The organism is Clostridium sp. ETTB3, from assembly GCF_053571985.1.
The window spans coordinates 2360650-2380370 of sequence record NZ_CP199832.1 but is presented as its reverse complement, the minus strand read 5'-3'; the positions used below and the strand labels follow the sequence as shown (position 1 = coordinate 2380370).

Annotated in this window: 20 protein-coding genes; 14 read left to right on the top strand and 6 right to left on the bottom strand. The window is 28.2% G+C overall.

What is annotated here, in order from left to right:
• The first annotated feature begins 90 nt into the window (after positions 1–90).
• From ACUN06_RS11515 to ACUN06_RS11480, 8 genes are all read left to right on the top strand, one after another.
• On the top strand, positions 91–2094 hold the full coding sequence (locus ACUN06_RS11515; protein WP_449390276.1) for an oxidoreductase: 2004 nt from the start codon (positions 91–93) through the stop codon (positions 2092–2094).
• A 132-nt stretch (positions 2095–2226) separates the two neighbouring features.
• Positions 2227–2601: a TSUP family transporter gene (locus ACUN06_RS11510; RefSeq protein ID WP_449390275.1), complete on the top strand. Its 375-nt coding sequence runs from the start codon at positions 2227–2229 to the stop codon at positions 2599–2601.
• Positions 2601–2978 (top strand): sulfite exporter TauE/SafE family protein, encoded by a 378-nt coding sequence (locus tag ACUN06_RS11505; RefSeq protein ID WP_277005834.1) that lies wholly within the window; start codon positions 2601–2603, stop codon positions 2976–2978. Before ACUN06_RS11510 ends, ACUN06_RS11505 begins: the two co-directional genes overlap by 1 nt.
• Positions 2979–3189: 211 nt before the next feature.
• Positions 3190–3729 (top strand): DUF4342 domain-containing protein, encoded by a 540-nt coding sequence (locus tag ACUN06_RS11500; RefSeq protein ID WP_449389831.1) that lies wholly within the window; start codon positions 3190–3192, stop codon positions 3727–3729.
• A gap of 145 nt (positions 3730–3874) precedes the next feature.
• Complete coding sequence (locus ACUN06_RS11495; RefSeq protein ID WP_294131204.1) at positions 3875–4423, top strand: UBA domain-containing protein; 549 nt, start codon at positions 3875–3877, stop codon at positions 4421–4423.
• Positions 4423–5103, top strand: coding sequence for a response regulator transcription factor (locus ACUN06_RS11490; protein WP_449389830.1), 681 nt, complete (start codon positions 4423–4425; stop codon positions 5101–5103). The genes ACUN06_RS11495 and ACUN06_RS11490 overlap by 1 nt, the downstream gene beginning before the upstream one ends.
• A complete protein-coding gene (locus ACUN06_RS11485) occupies positions 5096–6352 on the top strand; it encodes a sensor histidine kinase (RefSeq protein WP_449389829.1) in 1257 nt (418 codons plus the stop codon). Before ACUN06_RS11490 ends, ACUN06_RS11485 begins: the two co-directional genes overlap by 8 nt.
• Before the next feature lie 29 nt (positions 6353–6381).
• Positions 6382–7149 carry a sugar phosphate isomerase/epimerase family protein gene (locus ACUN06_RS11480; protein ID WP_412344495.1) on the top strand — a complete coding sequence of 256 codons (768 nt, stop codon included), beginning with the start codon at positions 6382–6384 and terminating at the stop codon, positions 7147–7149.
• A 50-nt stretch (positions 7150–7199) separates the two neighbouring features.
• Here the strand turns inward: ACUN06_RS11480 and ACUN06_RS11475 are convergent, their stop codons facing one another.
• Positions 7200–8204 (bottom strand): helix-turn-helix domain-containing protein, encoded by a 1005-nt coding sequence (locus ACUN06_RS11475; RefSeq protein ID WP_291735008.1) that lies wholly within the window; start codon positions 8202–8204, stop codon positions 7200–7202.
• A 295-nt stretch (positions 8205–8499) separates the two neighbouring features.
• Here ACUN06_RS11475 and ACUN06_RS11470 point away from each other — a divergent pair, with 295 nt between their 5' ends.
• From ACUN06_RS11470 to ACUN06_RS11450, 5 genes are read left to right on the top strand one after another with little or no spacing between them, the layout of a single operon-like run.
• Positions 8500–9450 carry an iron-hydroxamate ABC transporter substrate-binding protein gene (locus ACUN06_RS11470; protein ID WP_449389828.1) on the top strand — a complete coding sequence of 317 codons (951 nt, stop codon included), beginning with the start codon at positions 8500–8502 and terminating at the stop codon, positions 9448–9450.
• On the top strand, positions 9437–10429 hold the full coding sequence (locus ACUN06_RS11465; protein WP_294161543.1) for a FecCD family ABC transporter permease: 993 nt from the start codon (positions 9437–9439) through the stop codon (positions 10427–10429). Before ACUN06_RS11470 ends, ACUN06_RS11465 begins: the two co-directional genes overlap by 14 nt.
• Positions 10429–11436, top strand: a complete 1008-nt coding sequence (locus ACUN06_RS11460) for a FecCD family ABC transporter permease (RefSeq protein WP_291735657.1) — start codon at positions 10429–10431, stop codon at positions 11434–11436. The genes ACUN06_RS11465 and ACUN06_RS11460 overlap by 1 nt, the downstream gene beginning before the upstream one ends.
• Before the next feature lie 2 nt (positions 11437–11438).
• Positions 11439–12239, top strand: coding sequence for an ABC transporter ATP-binding protein (locus ACUN06_RS11455; protein ID WP_291735655.1), 801 nt, complete (start codon positions 11439–11441; stop codon positions 12237–12239).
• Positions 12229–13497 carry an MFS transporter gene (locus tag ACUN06_RS11450; RefSeq protein WP_449389827.1) on the top strand — a complete coding sequence of 423 codons (1269 nt, stop codon included), beginning with the start codon at positions 12229–12231 and terminating at the stop codon, positions 13495–13497. The genes ACUN06_RS11455 and ACUN06_RS11450 overlap by 11 nt, the downstream gene beginning before the upstream one ends.
• 151 nt (positions 13498–13648) lie before the next feature.
• On the opposite strand, the gene ACUN06_RS11445 is transcribed toward ACUN06_RS11450, so the two are convergent.
• Both ACUN06_RS11445 and ACUN06_RS11440 read right to left on the bottom strand, forming a co-directional pair.
• Positions 13649–13879 carry a hypothetical protein gene (locus tag ACUN06_RS11445; RefSeq protein WP_291735650.1) on the bottom strand — a complete coding sequence of 77 codons (231 nt, stop codon included), beginning with the start codon at positions 13877–13879 and terminating at the stop codon, positions 13649–13651.
• A 136-nt stretch (positions 13880–14015) separates the two neighbouring features.
• A complete protein-coding gene (locus ACUN06_RS11440) occupies positions 14016–15245 on the bottom strand; it encodes an MFS transporter (RefSeq protein WP_449389826.1) in 1230 nt (409 codons plus the stop codon).
• Positions 15246–15475: 230 nt separating this feature from the next.
• On the opposite strand from ACUN06_RS11440, the gene ACUN06_RS11435 reads away from it, so the two are divergent.
• Entirely contained in the window at positions 15476–16354 is an 879-nt protein-coding gene (locus ACUN06_RS11435) for a LysR family transcriptional regulator (protein WP_294369039.1), read from the top strand.
• A gap of 79 nt (positions 16355–16433) precedes the next feature.
• Here the strand turns inward: ACUN06_RS11435 and argF are convergent, their stop codons facing one another.
• The 3 genes from argF to argB form a co-directional block, all read right to left on the bottom strand.
• Positions 16434–17354, bottom strand: coding sequence for an ornithine carbamoyltransferase (gene argF, locus ACUN06_RS11430; RefSeq protein WP_449389825.1), 921 nt, complete (start codon positions 17352–17354; stop codon positions 16434–16436).
• 174 nt (positions 17355–17528) lie between these two features.
• On the bottom strand, positions 17529–18695 hold the full coding sequence (locus tag ACUN06_RS11425; RefSeq protein ID WP_294369036.1) for an aspartate aminotransferase family protein: 1167 nt from the start codon (positions 18693–18695) through the stop codon (positions 17529–17531).
• A gap of 166 nt (positions 18696–18861) precedes the next feature.
• The gene (gene argB / locus ACUN06_RS11420; protein WP_291736225.1) at positions 18862–19716 is read right to left on the bottom strand and encodes an acetylglutamate kinase; all 855 of its coding nucleotides are present in this window, start codon (positions 19714–19716) and stop codon (positions 18862–18864) included.
• Positions 19717–19721 lie beyond the last annotated feature (5 nt).

The following is a 19721-nucleotide window of genomic DNA, read 5'->3' as shown; positions in this document are numbered from 1 at the left end:
TATGTTTATCAAGACAAAATAGGTCACGTTGAAAAAGGAAAAATCTCAATATGGATACGTTTGTCAATATTTCGAGTAGCAGAATGTAGGATGAATAAGTACCAAAACATATTTACACCATTAACAATAAAAAATATGACTATTAGAAATAGGATTGCTATGCCTCCAATGGGAACAAACTACGGTGGAGCTATGGGAGATTTCACTGAAGAACATGTTCAATATTATGAAAAGAGAGCTAAAGGTGGAACTGGATTAATAATTGTAGAAAATGCTTGCGTTGATTTCCCAATGGGTTCAAACGGAACAACTCAAATTAGATTAGATCATGATAGATATATGCCAAATCTATTTAGATTAACTGAAAGATTACATAGACATGGTGCTTGTGTTGCTATCCAAATAAATCACTCAGGAGCATCAGCAGTGCCAGGAAGAATAGAAGGAAATACTCCAGTATCTTCTTCAAATATACCTTCAAAGACAGGTGGAGCAATTCCAAGACCATTAACAGTTGAAGAAATATATGTAATTGCTGATAAATATGCAGATGCAGCAAGAAGAGCTCAAATGGCTGGATTTGATGCAGTTGAAATTCATGGAGGACATTCTTACTTATTATGCCAATTCTTATCACCTTTATATAACAAGAGAACTGATGAGTTTGGTGGAAGTTTAGAAAATAGAGTAAGATTCCCTAAATTAGTATTAGAAAAGGTTAGAGCAGCAGTAGGACCAATGTTCCCAATAAGCTTTAGATTTAGTGCTGATGAATTCATGGAAGGTGGAAACACATTAGAAGATACATTAGAAATGATGGAATATCTTGTTGATGAAATTGATATATTAAATGTATCAGCTGCAGTTAACGATACACTTCAATATCAAATAGATGCTAACTACTTAAAGGATGGATGGAGATCATACATGGCTAAAGCTTTCAAGGAAAAGTTCAATAAGCCAGTTATAACATCAGGAAATATAAGAAATCCAGAAGTTGCTGAAAAAATATTAGCAGAAGGACATGCTGATTTATTAGCAATGGGACGTGGACTTATAGCTGATCCAGAATGGGTTAATAAGGTTAGAAGCGGAAGGGAAGATGAATTAAGAAAATGTATATCTTGTAATATAGGTTGTGCAGGTCATAGAATTGGAATAAACAGACCAGTAAGATGTACAATAAATCCAGAAGTTATTTTAGGAGAAGAAGCTCATACTTCAATGAAAGTAAAAAAAACAGTTAATGTTGTTGTTATTGGAGGTGGAACTGCAGGATTAGAAGCTGCTTGTACAGCTGCTGAAGTTGGATGTACGACATTCTTATTTGAAGCTAAACCTTACTTAGGTGGATTGGCTAGAGAAATAGCTAAATTACCAGCTAAAGATAGAATTAATGATTTCCCAGATTACTTAATTAACAGGGCTAAGAAATTAAGAAATCTTTATATATTCACAAATACTACTGCTACAATGGAAGCAATAGAAAATTTAAAACCAGACGTAGTTGTTAATGCCACAGGATCAACTCCTCTTTTACCTCCAATCACTGGATTACATGATAGAGTAGATAAAGAAAATTCAAAGGTATTATCAATATTTGGATTAATAGAGAATATCCAAAAGTTCAATGAAATGGACTTAGAAGGAAAGAAAATAGGTGTTATTGGTGGAGGAGCTGTTGGACTAGATGTAGTTGAATATTTCGCTCACAAAGGTGCTCATGTTACTATAGTTGAAAGAATGCCAGCTGTAGGAAATGGAATGGATATAATAACTAAGCTTGATTTTATGACTATGCTTAAGAAGAAAGAAGTAGATGTAAGAGTTGAAACTTCATTATTAGAAATTAAAGATAATAGCTTTATAGTTAATAAAGATGGAGTAGATGAAGAAATTAACTTTGATTATGGATTTGTATGTTTAGGAATGAGAGCATATTCTCCATTAATGTCAGAGCTACAAGAAAAATTTGTTAGAATTAATGTTGAAGTTATAAACATTGGTGATAGTGTTAGAGCTAGAAGAATAATAGAAGGTGTTGAAGAAGGTAGACATATTACTGATACACTTAAGAGAATAGGTGCTCTATAATAGTAAATTTTAAATATTACTGGAAATGTATTTTCCAGTAATATTTTTTTATAAATTTTTATAAATTTTAACTTCATATATTTATATCTAATTAAAACAATATGAATTGGTTAAAATAAAATTAGGTGGTGAATAAGATGGAAAGTAAAAAAAAGGAGTTTTAATATAAAAAATTCTTTAATAGGACTATTTACAGGATTTATAAATGGATCTTTTGGTTCAGGTGGCGGAACACTTTTAGTACCAATTTTAAATGATATTATTAAATTAGAGGAGCACAAATCTCATGCTACAGCATTAGCTATAATTGTATTTTTAACTGCAGCAAGCTCATCTATTTACATCTTTAAAGGTACTTACGATTTTCAATTAACATGGAAGGTTGCAATAGGAAGTATAATAGGTGGAATTATTGGAGCTAAATTATTAAGTAAAGTTACAGGAAAGTTCTTAAGGATAATTTTTGGAATAATAATGATAATAGCTGCATTTAGGATGGTGTCTTAATGATATATACAATAATAGGTTTTTTTGCAGGAGTAATTGGTGGAATGGGAATGGGAGGGGGAACTATTCTTATACCGGCTTTAATTATGTTTGTAAATATTGACCCTAAAATTGCACAAAGTATTAACTTACTTTCATCCATACCAATGGCCATTTTTGCTCTTATAATTCATATTAAAAATAAAAATGTTGTACTTAAGTTAGTAATACCAATAGCTTTATTTGGAGTATTGGGATCTATTGCAGGTGCTTTTTTAGCAAATTATTTATCATCTGAAGTATTAAAAAAAGCCTTTGGTATTTTTTTATTTGTAGTTGGATGCTTTGAAATTAAAAAAGGATTTTCTCAAAGGAAAGTTAAAAAATGCCCTAAATAATATAAGTCTAAAAAGTTATTCTATTAAAAAGAATAACTATTTTTTTGCTTTATTATTAACATATAACTCTCAGTTTTCTATAAGTGAAATATGAGATTATTAGTTTGGATTTTTAATCTAATTTTAATCTTTCTTATATTTTAGATTAATTTACTAAAAGTATTATATAACCATAGTAAATGAGAAAAATAAATTTAGAGAGGTTATATAAATGGAAAGAGATGAAATGATTAAAAAATTAATCAAAAAGGCTCATGTAACTTATGAAGAAGCACAAGAAGTATTAGAAAAGTGTAATTGGGATCTTTTAGATGCAATAATATATTTAGAGAGAAGTGGAAAAGTAGAAAACAATGATACTACTACTATTATTGAAGTAAAAGAAGAGTATCAAAAGAAAGATGATAACACTAAAAAAAATCACGAAAACTATGGTGGAATAGGAGAAATTATTGGAAGAATATTTAAAGGCTTAGGGAAGATTATAGCTAAGGGAAATAAAATTTATTTTAAAATTAAAAAGGATAATGAAAAACCAATAAGAATATCTTTAACAATCTCAATACTTTTAGTATTATTCTTTATGCCACCAACTGTAGTATTATTAATAATAGGTTTATTCTGTGGATATAAATATTCAGTTGCAGGGCCTAATATGAATTATGATGGAGTAAATGATATTTTTGAAAAGGTATCAGAATCAGCAGACACTATAAAAAAAGATTTTAAAAAAGGTTATGAAGGAAAGTAGAATATTATGATAAAAAGGCTTTGAATATAATTCAAGGCCTATTTCTTTTATGAAATCTTTAGAAATATTTGGTCAAATGGTATAATTTAATAAATGAGGATTTACTTAAATTAGTTATTATTAAATACAGGCTGGAGGAACAGTTGTGGATAGGCTTAATCTTGTAGAGAAATTAAGGACAAAGACAGGAATAACATATGAAGATGCAAAAATGGTATTAGAAATAAATAATTGGGATATACTTGATGCTATTTTAGATTTGGAGAGACAAGGAAAGATAAAGGGACCTTCTGTTAGTATATTTTATACTAATGAATATAATGAAAACTATGAAGAAGAAAATACACAATCTAACTTTGAAGAAGTTAAAAAAGATAGTAATTATAAATCTAATAGTACCTTTGAGGGGATTTTTGAGGTTATATGTAAGGCTATAGATATCTGTAACAATATTTTTATAGAAATAAAAGGCAAAAATAATTTCTTTTTAAAATTTCCACTTACAGTAGTTATTGTTTTTTTAATATTTGGATTTTGGCTACTAATACCTGTGGCCGTTATTGGATTATTTTTAGATGTAGAATTTTTTGTAGAATCTAAAAAGATTAATACAGATAAAGTTAATGATATATTAAGTAAAATATCAAAAGAGGTGCAGAATATTAAATCTAAAGGGAAAGGTGGAGGAAAATAATGATTAAAATTTTAATAGTTGAAGACGAAGAGAAAATAGCGAGATTTATAGAATTAGAATTAGTTCATGAAGGGTATAAAGTAATAAAAGTTAATAATGGTAGAGATGGGCTTGAAATTGCTGAAAAGGGTGAAATAGACTTAGTGCTTTTAGACATTATGCTTCCAGGGCTTAATGGACTTGAAGTATTAAGAAGACTTAGGAAAACATCAGATATTCCAGTAATAATGTTAACAGCAAGGGATGCTGTTATAGATAAGGTATCAGGACTTGATGGTGGTGCAGATGATTATATAACAAAGCCCTTTGCAATTGAAGAGTTACTTGCAAGAGTAAGAAATGCTTTGAAAAAGAGAATAGTCACTGTAAAAAAGGATGAAGATGTATTAAGGCGTGGTTTACTATCTTTAGATAGATTAAAGCATAAGGTAATGTATGATAATAATGAAATTGAATTAACTAATAGAGAATTTATGCTTTTAAAAATATTAATAGAAAATAAAAATATAGTATTAACTAGAGATGTACTTATGGAAAAGGTATGTGGCTATGACTATGTTGGAGAAACAAATGTAATAGATGTTTATATAAGATACTTAAGAACAAAAATTGATGATAGATTTAATATTAAGATAATTACTACAGTTCGTGGTGTAGGATACGTAATAAAAGATGAATAAGAGAAGAAAAACCAAAAATGTTACATCTATTGCAATAAAACTTAATGCCATAAAAGTAAGAGATTTATTTTTTAAATTTCTTATAATTGATGCAATTTTAATGTCAATTTTAATAGGACTATGGTGTATTGAATCTGAAAAGAGCTTTTATGGAGAACTAGTAAATAATGCTGAAAGAGCAATTAATTTTTATCCCATAGAAACAGCTACATATACGGTAATATGGGATAATGGAAAAGTTATGGTTAAGGAAGCTAGCGAATTTCTATACAATGTAAGAATCATACTAATTATAATTGGAATAGTAGAAGGTATATTCTTATTAGAAGAAATAATATTTGGAACAGCAAGAGTAAGAAAAATATTAAAGCCTCTTAATGAAATAGCAGAAACAGCAGAGAGACTTAGTAACATGGTATTTGATGAAGAAAAATTTCATAGTATAGAAGATGCTATATCAAAAATTAGTCCAGTTGCTTCTGATGAAAGAATTCATATTGGAGATAGTGAGTTTAAAGGATTAGAAGATGCTATTAACAAATTGTTAGATAGAATGAGGGATTCTTATAGACAGCAAGCAAGATTTGTATCAGATGCTTCACATGAACTTAGAACTCCTATTTCAGTAATTCAGGGGTATGCCAATATGCTTGATAGATGGGGAAAAAATGATGAAAGTGTATTAGATGAATCTATTACAGCTATAAAGTGTGAATCAGAAAATATGAAAAATTTAGTTGAACAGTTGTTATTTTTAGCAAGGGGTATTAATGGAAAAACACAGCTTACTATCAAAGAGTTTTCTTTAAGCAATATGATTAAGGAAGTTGTAGAAGAATCTAAAATGATAGATGATAAACATGTATATAGTTATATTAATTTAGAAGAGGTTAATGTTTATGGAGATATGGGATTTCTTAAACAAACTGCTAGGATATTAGTTGAAAATGCAGCTAAATATACAGAGACAGGAGAAAATATAGAACTTAAAGTAGGAAGAAATAGCAAAGGAGAACCTTATTTTTCTGTACAGGATAATGGAATAGGAATGGATACGGAAGATATACCACATATATTTGAACGTTTCTTTAGAGCTGATACAGCAAGAGTTAGAAAGAATGGAGGGACAGGTCTTGGATTATCTATAGCTAAATGGATCATTGATAATCATAATGGATATTTTAGTGTTTTAAGTAGAAAAGGAATAGGTACAAGAATAACGGTATATTTACCAGAAAAACAAATATAAAAATAAAACTAAAGAGAGAGTATATAAAGATGGGGAACATATATGTATCACAGCTTTTTTCAGAAGATAAAGTTAGTGAATTAGTAAAGGACTATAATATTGGAATCGAAATAATTGAGTTTGGAATAGGATATACTTTAGATAAGGATGATAATGGAGTAGTGGAATTTTGTGAAAGAATGGGGGATTTAATAAAAAGAAGACCTTTATCTGTACATGGACCATTTTTAGATTTAAATCCAGCAAGTTTTGATAGTATGATTAAGAATGTTACATTAACTCGTTATAATCAAGCATACAATATAGCTAAAAAATTAGGAGCAGATAGGATAGTATTCCATTCTTGTTATTACGAAGATATATATTTTAAAGAAACATATATAAATAATTCATTAGAATTCTGGAATGAGTTTTTAAGTGACAAAGATGAGAGCGTAAAGATACATATTGAAAATATGTATGATAAGGATATATCAGTTTTAAAAGAACTTGTTGATAAAGTCAATAATAGTATTTTTTCTATATGTTTAGATATAGGTCATGCTAATTGTTATTCTAATCAATCGTTAGAAGAGATAATTGAGTTATTAGGAAATAGAATAGGACATTTACATTTAAGTAATAATAATGGTAAAAAGGATAGTCATTGTGGGCTTAATAATGGGAATATTAATGTAATAAATACTTTGAATTTAATAGATAAATATTGTAATGATCCTTCAATGACAATTGAAGTGACTGATTTTAATGAAGCTATTGAATCAATTGAATTTATAATGGAGAGAAATAAAAAGTGAAAAGAGTTCCTTCTTAGATAGTATATTTAAGAAGGAACTTTATTATAGGATTAAATTTTAAGTTTTCTAAAGGCCAAGGGAGTTTTGCCGTGTGTCTTTTTAAACATTTTAACAAAATTGCCGCTATAATTATATCCAAGTTGTTTAGCTATCTCATCAATACTTAAGTCAGTTGTAGATAATAAATTTTCGGCTAGTGTCATTCTAATAGAATTAGTATATTGACTAATTGACATATGATATTTTGCTGAAAATCCAGCCTTTAATTTTTGCTCATTTAAAAATACCATTTTACTTAAAGCTTTAATAGTTGGTGGATTACAGGCTTCTTCCGTTAATATATCATGGGCTTTTTGTATTGCATGTGCATCTGATGCAGTTAATGTAATATATCTATCTTTTCCTATTTTTATCTCTCCATAATTTAATTGATTAGTAAAAACATTTTCTGGAGAAGAGTATATTTCGTTATAAAGTAAGGCAATACACTCTAATATCTTGCTTTCTAAATATATAGGAGTTATTTTATCAACTTCGGACATACTTCTTAATCCTTGAATAATAGAAGATATTTCAAGTGGCAAATATCTATAAGTATAGTTACTGATAAAATTATCAAAATCTATAGTTTTGGGAAAATTAGGTCCTATTATTTCATCAAAATATTTTTTATAAATTGTTATTTCAGCGCCATGAAAGTGCTGTCCTTTTTTCCACCTTTGCGTTCCTTTTATTCCTTTTTCAGCTACAAAAAAAGAAGAGGGGCTAAAGGAAGAAACAGGACTATCTTCAATTTCAAATTGTGTTTCTCCTGTATAGACAGTACCAAATCTCATTAGATGTTCATTATGCTCAAAAGATATAGAGAAATCTATAGGAATAGTATAATCACCAATTCCAAAGTCATAATATCCTTCTCTACTATATTTAATAAAATATCCAAGTTCAGGTCTGTCTTCATTTTTATAAATTGTATAATTTTCTGTTTTAAAAGGAGTAAAAGTCATATTATTTAAAACTTCATTTTGAAATTCCTTTGTTGTTTTAGCAATCATAATTTACCTCAATATTTATTAAATTAGATTAATAAATAATATAACATAAAAATAATTAATGCACATGTAAAATTTAAACTTTACATGTGTTTTTTTTAAATAAGATAATTATTTATAAAAGTGATGGAAATACTAATTTAAATGAGAGTGCAAAGTTAAAATAAATTATAAAATTGAGTGATAAAATTATCAAATTAGGTGCAATAGTTGAAATGAGAATGACTATCATATACAATCGATTTTACAGTAGACGAGAAAAAACAGAAGTTAATTATAAAATATATGGAGGTACGTGATGAAAAAGAGAATATTAAAAACATTAGTAGCTACTTGTATGACAGCTATGATGTTTGTAGGGTGTACTAGTAATGGTGCAGCAAATGAAGAGGTAAAAATGGGGGATACTGTAAAAGTTACAGATGTAAGAGGAGAAGTAGAAATACCGGCAAATCCTAAAAGAATAGTAGACTTAAGTGGTAATAGTGATATTTTATCAATTTTAGGATATAAAGTTGTAGGAACTGCAAATAGTGATGCTTATGATTACACTAAATTCCCTTCATACTTAGAAGATACATTAAGTGGAGCAAAAATATTAGGATATAGCATGCAAGATACAATGGATATAGAAGCAGTTATGAACTTAAATCCAGACTTAATAGTTATATCAACAGTTCAAGAAAAAATGTATGATGCATTAAGTGAAATTGCTCCAACAGTTATGATTCAATTAGAAGCTTTAAATTGGAAAGATGACGTTAGAGCTTTAGGAAAAGTATTTGATAAAGAAGATGTTGCTAATGAATGGATAGCTAATTATGAATCTAAGGCAAAAGAAGCTGGAGATAAAATTAAAGCTAAATATGGTGACAATACAACGTATCTTTCATTCTTAGCTAGTGGTGGACAATTCTTTGTTTTTGATGGTGCAGGATTTGGTGATGTATTATATAAGGATATGGGATTAGCTAAACCAGTAGGAATGCCAGAACAAACTGATATTAGTTTACCAGTTGTAACTTATGAAGGATTAGCAGCAATACAAGCCGATTATATATTTGCAATAGCAACAGAGGAAGATTTAGCTCAATTAGAAGCAAACAGCATTTGGAACAACTTACCTGCAGTTAAAAATGGTAATGTAGTAATACTAGAATCATCACCATACTTTAACCAAGGATATAGCCCAATTGGAAGAGAAAAATTAGTAGATGAAATAGGTGACATGTTAAATGAAACAAAGTAATAAACGTACAATAATATTTGTTATTAGTAGTTTGTTACTCTTAGTAGGAGGATTGGCTTTAGCAATTAGGCTAGGGTCAGTCCATATTACTTTTTCAGACATTTGGAATAGTATTTTTAATTATAATGAAACTTTAGAACTTATGTTAGTTAGAGATGTACGTATTCCAAGGGCACTTTGTGTATTATTTACTGGAGGAGTTTTAGGAGTAACAGGTGCAATGATTCAAGGTGTTACTAGAAATCCAATAGCTGAACCATCTATATTAGGAATAAGCCAAGGAGCAACTTTAGTAATATCAATTTTTTATGCAACAGGAATAGGAATAACAACTCAAAATGTAATGATAGCTTCCTTTATAGGAGCATTATTAACAGGAGTTATAGTTTTAGGATTTATATCAAAAAAGGCAAATAATAATTCAATTGCAAAGATTCTTTTAGCAGGAACAGCAATGAGTACATTTTTCATTTCTTTAACTACAGTAATAGGTCTTTTATCAAATCAATCTCAAATGATAGGATTTTGGGTATCAGGTGGATTTAGAAATGCAAGTTGGGCAGATTTTAAATTAATTTTTGTAGTAGGAGTTATAGGACTTATTATAGCAATATTCTTATCACCAAAAATAAATATATTAAACTTAGGTGATGATGTTGCAATTGGGCTTGGAGAAAATCCAGAAAAAATAAGATTTATTACTCTTATGGTTATGATACCAATGTGTGCAGCAGCAGTTACAGTTGGGAAAAATATAGCTTTTGTTGGTCTTATAATTCCTCAAATAGTTAGAAAGTTATTAGGTGAGGATTATAGAAGAAATATTCCATGCTCATTTTTACTTGGAGCAGTTCTTTTAACATTTGCAGATGTTGCAGCAAGAATGATATTTAATCCTTATGAAACACCAATTGGAGTGTTTACAGCATTAATAGGAATACCATTCTTTATATCAGTGGCTAGAAAGGAGAGGGGATAATGAATAAGGGAAAATTTAAATTAGCTATATCAGTTTTACTTATTTTATTAATAGTCTCTTTTATGGTTACATTATGTTGGGGGACATATAAAGTTTCACCTATGGAAGTTATTAATACTCTTTTAGGAAATGGAACAAAACTTCAAAATACAGCAATATTAACTATTAGGGTTCCAAGGCTTTTAGTTGGTATGTTTGTGGCAATTGCATTATCAACAGCAGGAGCAATTCTTCAAACTATAACAAAAAATGATTTAGCGGATACAGGGATAATAGGTATAAATGCTGGAGCTGCAGTTGCAGCAGTATTATTTATTACATATTCAACTGGAGCATATTATAGTGAACTTGGACAATTATCTATATTTGTATTGCCTGTAATAGCTATAATAGGAGCTGCAGTTACGGCATTCGTAATATATATGATGTCTAGTAGAAAAGGGATAAAGCCTAAAAGACTTTTACTAATTGGAATTGGATTAAATGCAGGACTTAATGCTTTTATAACATTTTTTACTTTTAGAGGTGGCGTTGGAGATTACAATAGGATTTTAGTTTGGACATCAGGAAGTCTTTGGGGATCTGGATGGAGTTATGCAAAGGTAATAATTCCAATAGTAACTTTAATGTTTATCATAGTTTTATTAAACCATAAAAAGTTAGATGTATTAAATCTTTCTGATGAACTTGCAATATCACTAGGTTTAAATTTAGAAAAGGAAAGAAAAAAGTTTTTAACTTTTGCCGTTATTTTAGCTGGAACAGCAACAGCTTTTGCAGGTAATATAGGATTCTTAGGTCTTATATCTCCTCATATTGCAAGGAAGTTAGTTGGACCTTATCATAAAAAAGTTATAATAGTATCTGCAATGATAAGTGTTATTATAGTAATTCTTGCAGATTCAATTTCAAGAAATTTATTTTCTCCAATTGAAATTCCAGTAGGAATAACAGTATCTATATTTGGAGTACCATATTTTATTTATTTAATGATGAAGGAGAAATAATCATGGAAGCTATTAGTGTAAAGAACTTAAGGGTAGGATATGAAAACAATACTATAATTGAAGATATGAGTTTATCTATACCTAAGGGAAAAATAAGTATAATAATTGGTGCAAATGGATGTGGTAAATCAACACTACTTAAAACTATAGCTAGAATTAATAAACCTACAAATGGTGATATTTTTATTAATAACAAAAATATCAAAAAGGTAAAAGAAAAAAATATAGCAAAAGAAGTTGCATTTTTGCCACAAGGACCAGTTTGTCCAGATGGACTTACAGTAAGAGAACTTGTTGCTTTTGGTAGATTTCCTCATCAAAAAATGATAGGTGGTCTTACTAGTTACGATAAGGAAATTATTGATTGGGCAATAGAAGAAACAGGACTTAGTGAATTTGCAGATAGAGGTGTTGAAAACTTATCTGGAGGGCAAAGACAAAGAGCTTGGATTGCTATGACTTTAGCTCAAGAAACTGAAATAATAATGCTAGATGAACCTACAACTTATTTAGATATGTCTTATCAATTAGAAGTATTAGAGGTTCTTCAAAAATTAAATAAAGAAAAGAATATAACAGTTGTTATAGTACTTCATGAACTTAATAATGCTTGTAGATTTGCAGATAATATAATTGGACTAAAAAAAGGTAAAATTATATGTCAAGGAAGACCATTAGATGTAATTAATAAAGAAAACTTAAAAGAGATATATGGAATAGATGCAAATCTTACAATAAGTGAAGATGGGCAATATCCAATTTGTATGGAATATGACTTATTCAGGGGGAAAAATGAAAAATAAAAACTTCATAATAATAGTTATAGGTCAAATTATTTCCTTGTTTGGTAATGCAATTCAAAGGTTTAGTATGTCATTATATTTATTAGAATTTACAGGTAGTACAGCAGCCTTTGCAAGAATATTAGCAATATCAACTATACCTTATATATTATTTGCACCTATTGCAGGAAGGCTTTCAGATAATATAAATAGAAAGAAAATAATGGTTTATTTGGACTTAGTTTGTTCTATATTAATTGGAGGTTATGCAATTATCTTATTAAGAGGGCATGATCATGAATTAATAGTTGCAGGAGTGATGTTTATATTATCAATATGTGCTACATTATATGCACCAGCAGTTACATCATGTATTCCTCAAATAGTAGAGGAGGAAAAATTAACTTCTGCAAATGGAATAATAAATCAAGTTGGATCAATAGTAAATTTTGCTGGACCAATATTAGCAGGATTACTTTATGGATTATTAGGAATTAAGGTAATAGTAATTATAAATGCAGTTAGCTTTTTAATATCAGCTATTATGGAAATGTTCTTAGATATTCCAGATGTAAAAGATAATAAATCAATATTAAATGATGAAATATCAGTTGATGTCAATGATGAAAAAATATTATCCTTAAGTTTTATAAAAAAATCTTTTATAGATATGAAAGAAAGTTTTATTTATTTAAAAGAAGAAAAAAAGGTTGTGCTTGGAATTATAGCTTCTTATGCATTATGTAATATTTTTTTAGTACCTATATTATCAATAGTTGCACCATATTTCATAAATATATTTTTAGGATTATCTTCTGAAGTTTATGGAATTGTTGAAGGAATATGTGTTTTAGGAATGATATTAGGTGGCTTTTGGATTAGTGTAAAACCTAATATGTTTTCTATAAAAAAAGTGCATTATACATATTTTCCTATGATTATAGGTGTTATTATAATGTCTATATTAGGATTTATAAAATTAAACACTTATGCTTTAGCAGGTATATTTGCAATTAGTGGATTAGCAATAATGTTATCATTAGCTTTATCTAATGTATTAACATTAACATTTATACAAAAACAAGTTCCTAGTGATATGTTAGGGCGTGTATCTGCTTTTTCAACAGCAATAGCAACTATAAGTGTTGCACCAGGACAATTGTTATTTGGACAGGTTATTGATATGGGAATGCCAATAGGAGTAATTCTTTTAATAGCTGCAATGCTTAATATAGGTCTTATATTATTTATAAAATGGAATGTAAGACAAGTAAAATAATTTAATATTAATAAAAAATCCCCATTATTTAACCAATATAATTAAGATAAAAAAATTATTTTAAAATATATTGTGTTATATTTAGGGGATTTTTTTATTAAGTTTTATGGCTTATATGTAAGGTTATATAGCATTAAAATTTTTAGTTAAATTATTTTATATGAATATAACACATTTTAATTTGGCCAATAATTTTATCATTAGCATAAATATTACCCCAAGTGCTTCCATTAGGGCAATCATTAGGAAGTGAAAAGGAAAGGTGAAGTTCATTTGTATAAGGCTTCACTAAGGTGTATAATTCCTTATAATTTATGTGAGGTATTACTTTACAAATAGAAATTTTATTTTCACCAAAATCCTTAATTTCAATTTTATACACTTTAATAGCTCCTTAATTTATTATTATATTATATATTTATTAAAGCTATTAAGTTTTAGAATAATAAAAATTTAAAATATTGATTAAAGCTAAATAAAAAAGGAAGTTGTATTTTTGTACAATTTCCTTTAATTTATTAAGCTACATTTTTAGAAGCTTTTAACTCATATTTTTTTATTATGTTATATCTAATATTAACTATAAGTGCTAATACAACACCTAAAGTTGTTATTCCCATATCGAATAATATTACATGGCTTAAGCTTATATCTGCTAATATACCAGTGATACTTGGTACTATAGTAGAAGCTAAGCTTGAAGAGGTAAATACTATACCAGTAATTTTACCCTTGCTTGTTGGGAATAATTCTGACATTGAAGTTAATGCTAATTGTAATACACCACCAGCAGCAGAGAAACCTATTACAAATGCTGCAATTATACAAGTTGTTGTACTTGGGAACATCCAAAGAATAGTTAACATTATTAATGAAATTAATGGGTAAACAAATGTAAATCTAACTTGTTTAATCCACTTAGCAACTAATATTGAAGTAACAAATACAGATACTATTGATCCAGTACTATAAATACTTATTAATTTAAGTGAAACAGTTTGTTCAACACCAGCAACTTCTCTTGCAAATGATGGTAACCAGTTTGCAATTACTTGGAATGTAGCAGTAGCAGTAAATCCAATTAAGATTAAGCAAATACCTTCAATCCAGAAGTTTGCTTTAACTTTAGCTTCAACTTTTTCTTCAACAACATTTTCTTGCTTTGGCTCAGCTTTGAAATCAGGGAATGGAAGTTTTAGTATTAATAATCCATTAATTACAAATACTATAATACAGAATATAAATGACCATCCGTAGTAAAGGTTATTAGCAATTAAGAAGCTTATTATCCATGGTAATATGAATTGTCCAGCAGAAATAAATGCTTTAATTGCAACATTAGCACTTCCTGAAGCTTTAGGGAAACATTCAGTTAATGCAGGATAAGTACCAGAATCCATAAATGAATTAGCCATACCAGCTAATAAAGCAAAGAAAAATGCCATAGTAACATTAGTACTAATTAATATACCACCCATAAATAACACATAAGTTCCCATACCTAATAGTATGAAAGGTTTTCTACCGTATTTATCTGATAATACTCCAGATACAAATAAAACTATTAATCTACCTAATCCAAGTGCTGAAATAACATATGATACTCCTGCTTTGTTAGTATTTAATTGTTCCATTAAAAAATCAATATTTTGAGCTAATATGATAGCTCCCATACCATGTATAAAATAATTTATATACATAGATAATGCTGTTGGCATATACTTATTTTTAGTAAGCGTATTTTGCATTTTAATACTCCTTCTTGATAAAAATTTAACGTTTTTATGTATGAATAATCTATTTAATTTACAAGATAAATTGTAATATATAAGTTTTAATTATTCTAATACATATTTTTTTGTTTATTTATAGAAAAAAACTATAGATATGGTATAATATTTAAGTGTTTAATAGAAAAAATAAAAAAATATTAGTTTGTATTTTATCAAACAAAATATATAAATAAAAAGGAGGAACTATGAATTTAAATCATTTAAGTTATTTTAGAGTATTAGCAAAATTAGAGCATTATACCCAAGCTGCAGAAGAATTATCTATAACACAGCCAAGTTTAAGTCATGCTATGTCTGCGTTAGAAAGGGATTTGGGAACTTATCTTTTTGAAAAACAAGGTAGAAACATTAAGCTAACTAAATTAGGAAAAATATATTTTGAATATGTAGAAAAAGCATTGAGTGAATTAGAAAGAGGAGAAAAAAGAATTAAGGAATTAACTAATGTATCTACAGGAACAATAGAACTTGGATATATTTATACATTAGGCCCCAATTTTGTTCCTAAATTAATTAAGAAATTTACTTCAATAGAAAAAAATAAAGATATTAAATTTTTATTTGGACAAGGAACAACAAAATCCTTAATTAATGATTTAAAAGAGGAAAGATATGATATGGTTTTTTGCTCATTAATGGAAAATGAGCCAGAAATAGATTTTATGCCAATAGCAAAAGAAGAGCTTGTTGTTATAGTATCAAATGAACATCCATTAGCTAAACGAGATTTTATAGATTTAAGTGAAGTTGGAGGTTATCCATTTATAGGTTTTAGTGAAAAGAGTGGAATTAGACCATTAATAAGTGAATTATTTACTAAGGTTAATATTACTCCTAATATAATTTGTGAAGTTGAAGAAGATAATGCTGTTGCAGGTTTAGTTGAAATAAATTATGGAATAGCAGTAGTACCTAAGATATCTTCATTAAAATATTACAATGTAAAAGTATTACCTATAGTAAATCCATCACATGAAAGATTTATATATTTAGCAACATTAAAGAACAGGTATTTAACACCATCAGTAAATTTATTTAAAAAATATATTATAGATAATTTTTAATAAGTAAAATTAAAGAAATAAATAGAAAATTAAACTGCCTCTTGTTAATTATATAGGTGCAGTTTAATTATTATAATTTTTATGATAATAGTTTTACTAATATTGCTTTTTGTGCATGAAGTCTATTTTCAGCTTCTTCAAATATAACATTAGCATGAGCTTCAATAATTTCTACAGTAATTTCTTCGCCTCTATGAGCAGGAAGACAATGAAGAACTATAGCATCATTATTAGCTAATTTCATAATTTCTGAATTAACTTGATATCCTTTAAAAGCAATTTGACGCTTTTTTGTTTCAGATTCTTGGCCCATACTAGCCCAAACATCAGTTATTATTACATCAGCATCTTTAATAGCTACTTTTGGATCTTCGGTCATTTCAAAAGAAACACTATTTTTTATAGCTAAAGCTTTACCCTTTTCAATATAATATTTAGGAGGTTTATAACCTAGAGGATTAGCAATAGATATATGCATTCCTAAAGTTAAACATCCTATTATTAAAGAATTACACATATTGTTGCCATCACCTATATATGCAACTTTTAATCCCTCAAGAATAAGCTTATTTTCTCTTATTGTCATTAAATCAGCTAAAACTTGGCAAGGATGTTCCTCATCTGTTAATCCATTAATTATAGGAATAGATGAACATTCAGCTAATGTTTCGACTTCTTCTTGTGAAAATGTTCTTATCATTATTCCATCTAAATATCTTGATAAAACTCTAGCAGTATCCTGTATAGCTTCACCACGTCCTATTTGTAAGTCTTTAGAACTTAAAAAAAGAGGATGTCCTCCAAGTTGATACATTCCAACTTCAAAAGAAACTCTAGTACGTGTTGAAGCTTTTTCAAAAATCATACCTAGAGATTTACCTTTTAGTATAGGATGCTCTATGCCATGTTTTCTTTCGTATTTTAATTGATCAGCAAGGTTTAATATATCCAAAATTTCATCTTTAGAAAGATTATCCATACGTAACAAATCTTTATTCATAAAAACCTCCTTTTTTAGTTAGGATTAGGGAGTGATAAGTGGCAAGTGTAGAGTGGCAAGTGGCAAGTTAAGGAGGAAACTCCTTGGGGAGTTTCTAAAATTATATTTATTAAATTCAGCTTAAGCTGAATTTATACCTTAACTTGAAACTTGTCACTTGAAACTTGCAACTATCTACAGATTATTTAAAAGTATTTTAACTCCTGATTTAATGTCTTCCATTGGTGTGTTTAGTGGGGGAAGTAGTCTTATTACATTTTTACCAGCGGTTAAGACTAGTAAACCATCTTCTAATACCTTCTTTTGAAATTCAGAAGAATCCCCATTAATTTCAATACCTATCATTAATCCTAACCCGCGAACATCTATAACATTTTTTATATTTTCTTTTAAAATAGATTGCTTTATATATTCACCCTTATTTTTAATATCATTATAAGTATTTGAATTACAAAGTTGATTTAAAACAGAAAGTGCACCAGCGCATACAACAGGATTTCCACCAAAGGTTGAACCATGATCTCCAGGATTAAAAGTATATGAAAGCTTATCATTACATAAAACAGCACCTATTGGAAGTCCAGCACCAAGTCCTTTTGCACAAGTAACTATATCTGGAAAAACATTAAAATGATTATATCCAAATAAATTTCCAGTTCTTGAAATACCACATTGAACTTCATCAAATATAATTAAAATATCATTTTCTTTAGCTAATTTAAAAGCTTCTAAAACAAAATTTTTATTAAGGGGATGAACTCCACCTTCACCTTGAATTGCTTCCATTATGATAGCACAAACATCAGGAGTAAGGTTTTCCTTTAATTCATCTATAGAATTAGCTGAACTGTATTTAAATCCTGTAGGAAAAGGGAAAAAGTAGTTATGAAATTTATCTTGACCTGTTGCTGTTAATGTAGCTAAAGTTCTTCCATGAAATGATTGCTTTAATGATAAAATAGTACCTCTATTTTTACCATATTTATCAAAGCTATATTTTCTTGTAAGTTTAATTGCACATTCATTTGCTTCAGCACCTGAATTTGAAAAAAATACTTTGCTCATTCCAGAAAGTTCACAAAGTTTTTTTGCTAATGACACAGTAGAATTATTTGAAAAAATATTTGATAAGTGTTGAAATGAATTAAGCTGAGATATTATTTCATTTTTCCATAATTCATTATTATAGCCTAAGGAATTAACACCAATTCCACTAGTAAAATCTATATATTTTTTATTATTAATATCGAATAAATAAGAACCTTTTCCATTTAAAACTTCAATAGGAAGAACTGAATAAGTATTCATTAAATATTCTTTTTGCTCTTTAAATAAATTCATTAAAATCACCCCGAGAGTTAGTATAGTTAGGAGTTAGTGGTAAGTGATAAGTGACAAGTTAGGGATGAAATTCCTTATGGAATTTCTGAAAATATATTTTATTAAATTCAGCATTAGCTGAATTTATACATAAATTTGTCACTTGTCACTTGCCACTTGAAACTAATTAATATATTTCCGTTCCTATTCCTTTTTCTGATAGTAGTTCTAGTAAAATGGAATGTTTGATTCTTCCATCGATTATATGAGCTTTTTTAACTCCCATTCTTACTGATTCTACACAGCAGTTTATTTTAGGAATCATACCACCATTTATTACTTTATCTGCAGTTAATTTAGGAATTTGATGTAATCTTAAGGTTGAAATTAATGTTGAAGTGTTATTTGGATTTGTCATTACACCTGGTACATCTGTTAGTAGGATTAGTTTTTCAGCTTTTAAAGCAGAGGCAATTTTTGAAGCACATGTATCTGCATTAATGTTATAACTATTGTTATCATTTTCTCCAATAGCTATAGAGGAAACTACAGGAATATGTCCAGAATTCATAGCTAAGTTTAAAAGATCGGTATTTACAGATGTTATTTCTCCAACAAAGCCTAAATCAATTTCAGAATTTAATTTTTTAGCTTTAATTAGTGAACCATCAATTCCAGATAAACCAATAGCTTTTCCACCTGTTTTTTCAATAAGCTTAACTAAGTCTTTATTTACTTTTCCAGCTAAGACCATTTGTGCAACTGTTATAGTAGTTTCATCAGTATATCTTAAACCATTTATAAATTTACTTTTATGGTTCATTTTAGATAATGTAGTACTAATATCTGGTCCACCACCATGAACAATTATTGGATTTATACCAATACATTTCATAAGAATAATATCATTTATTACAGTTGAGGTTAACTCATCATTAATCATTGCATTCCCACCATATTTAATAACAATGGTTTTACCATAGTATTCTTGTATGTAAGGTAATGCTTGGACTAATATATTAGCATGTTGAGCATAGTTCAATTTTT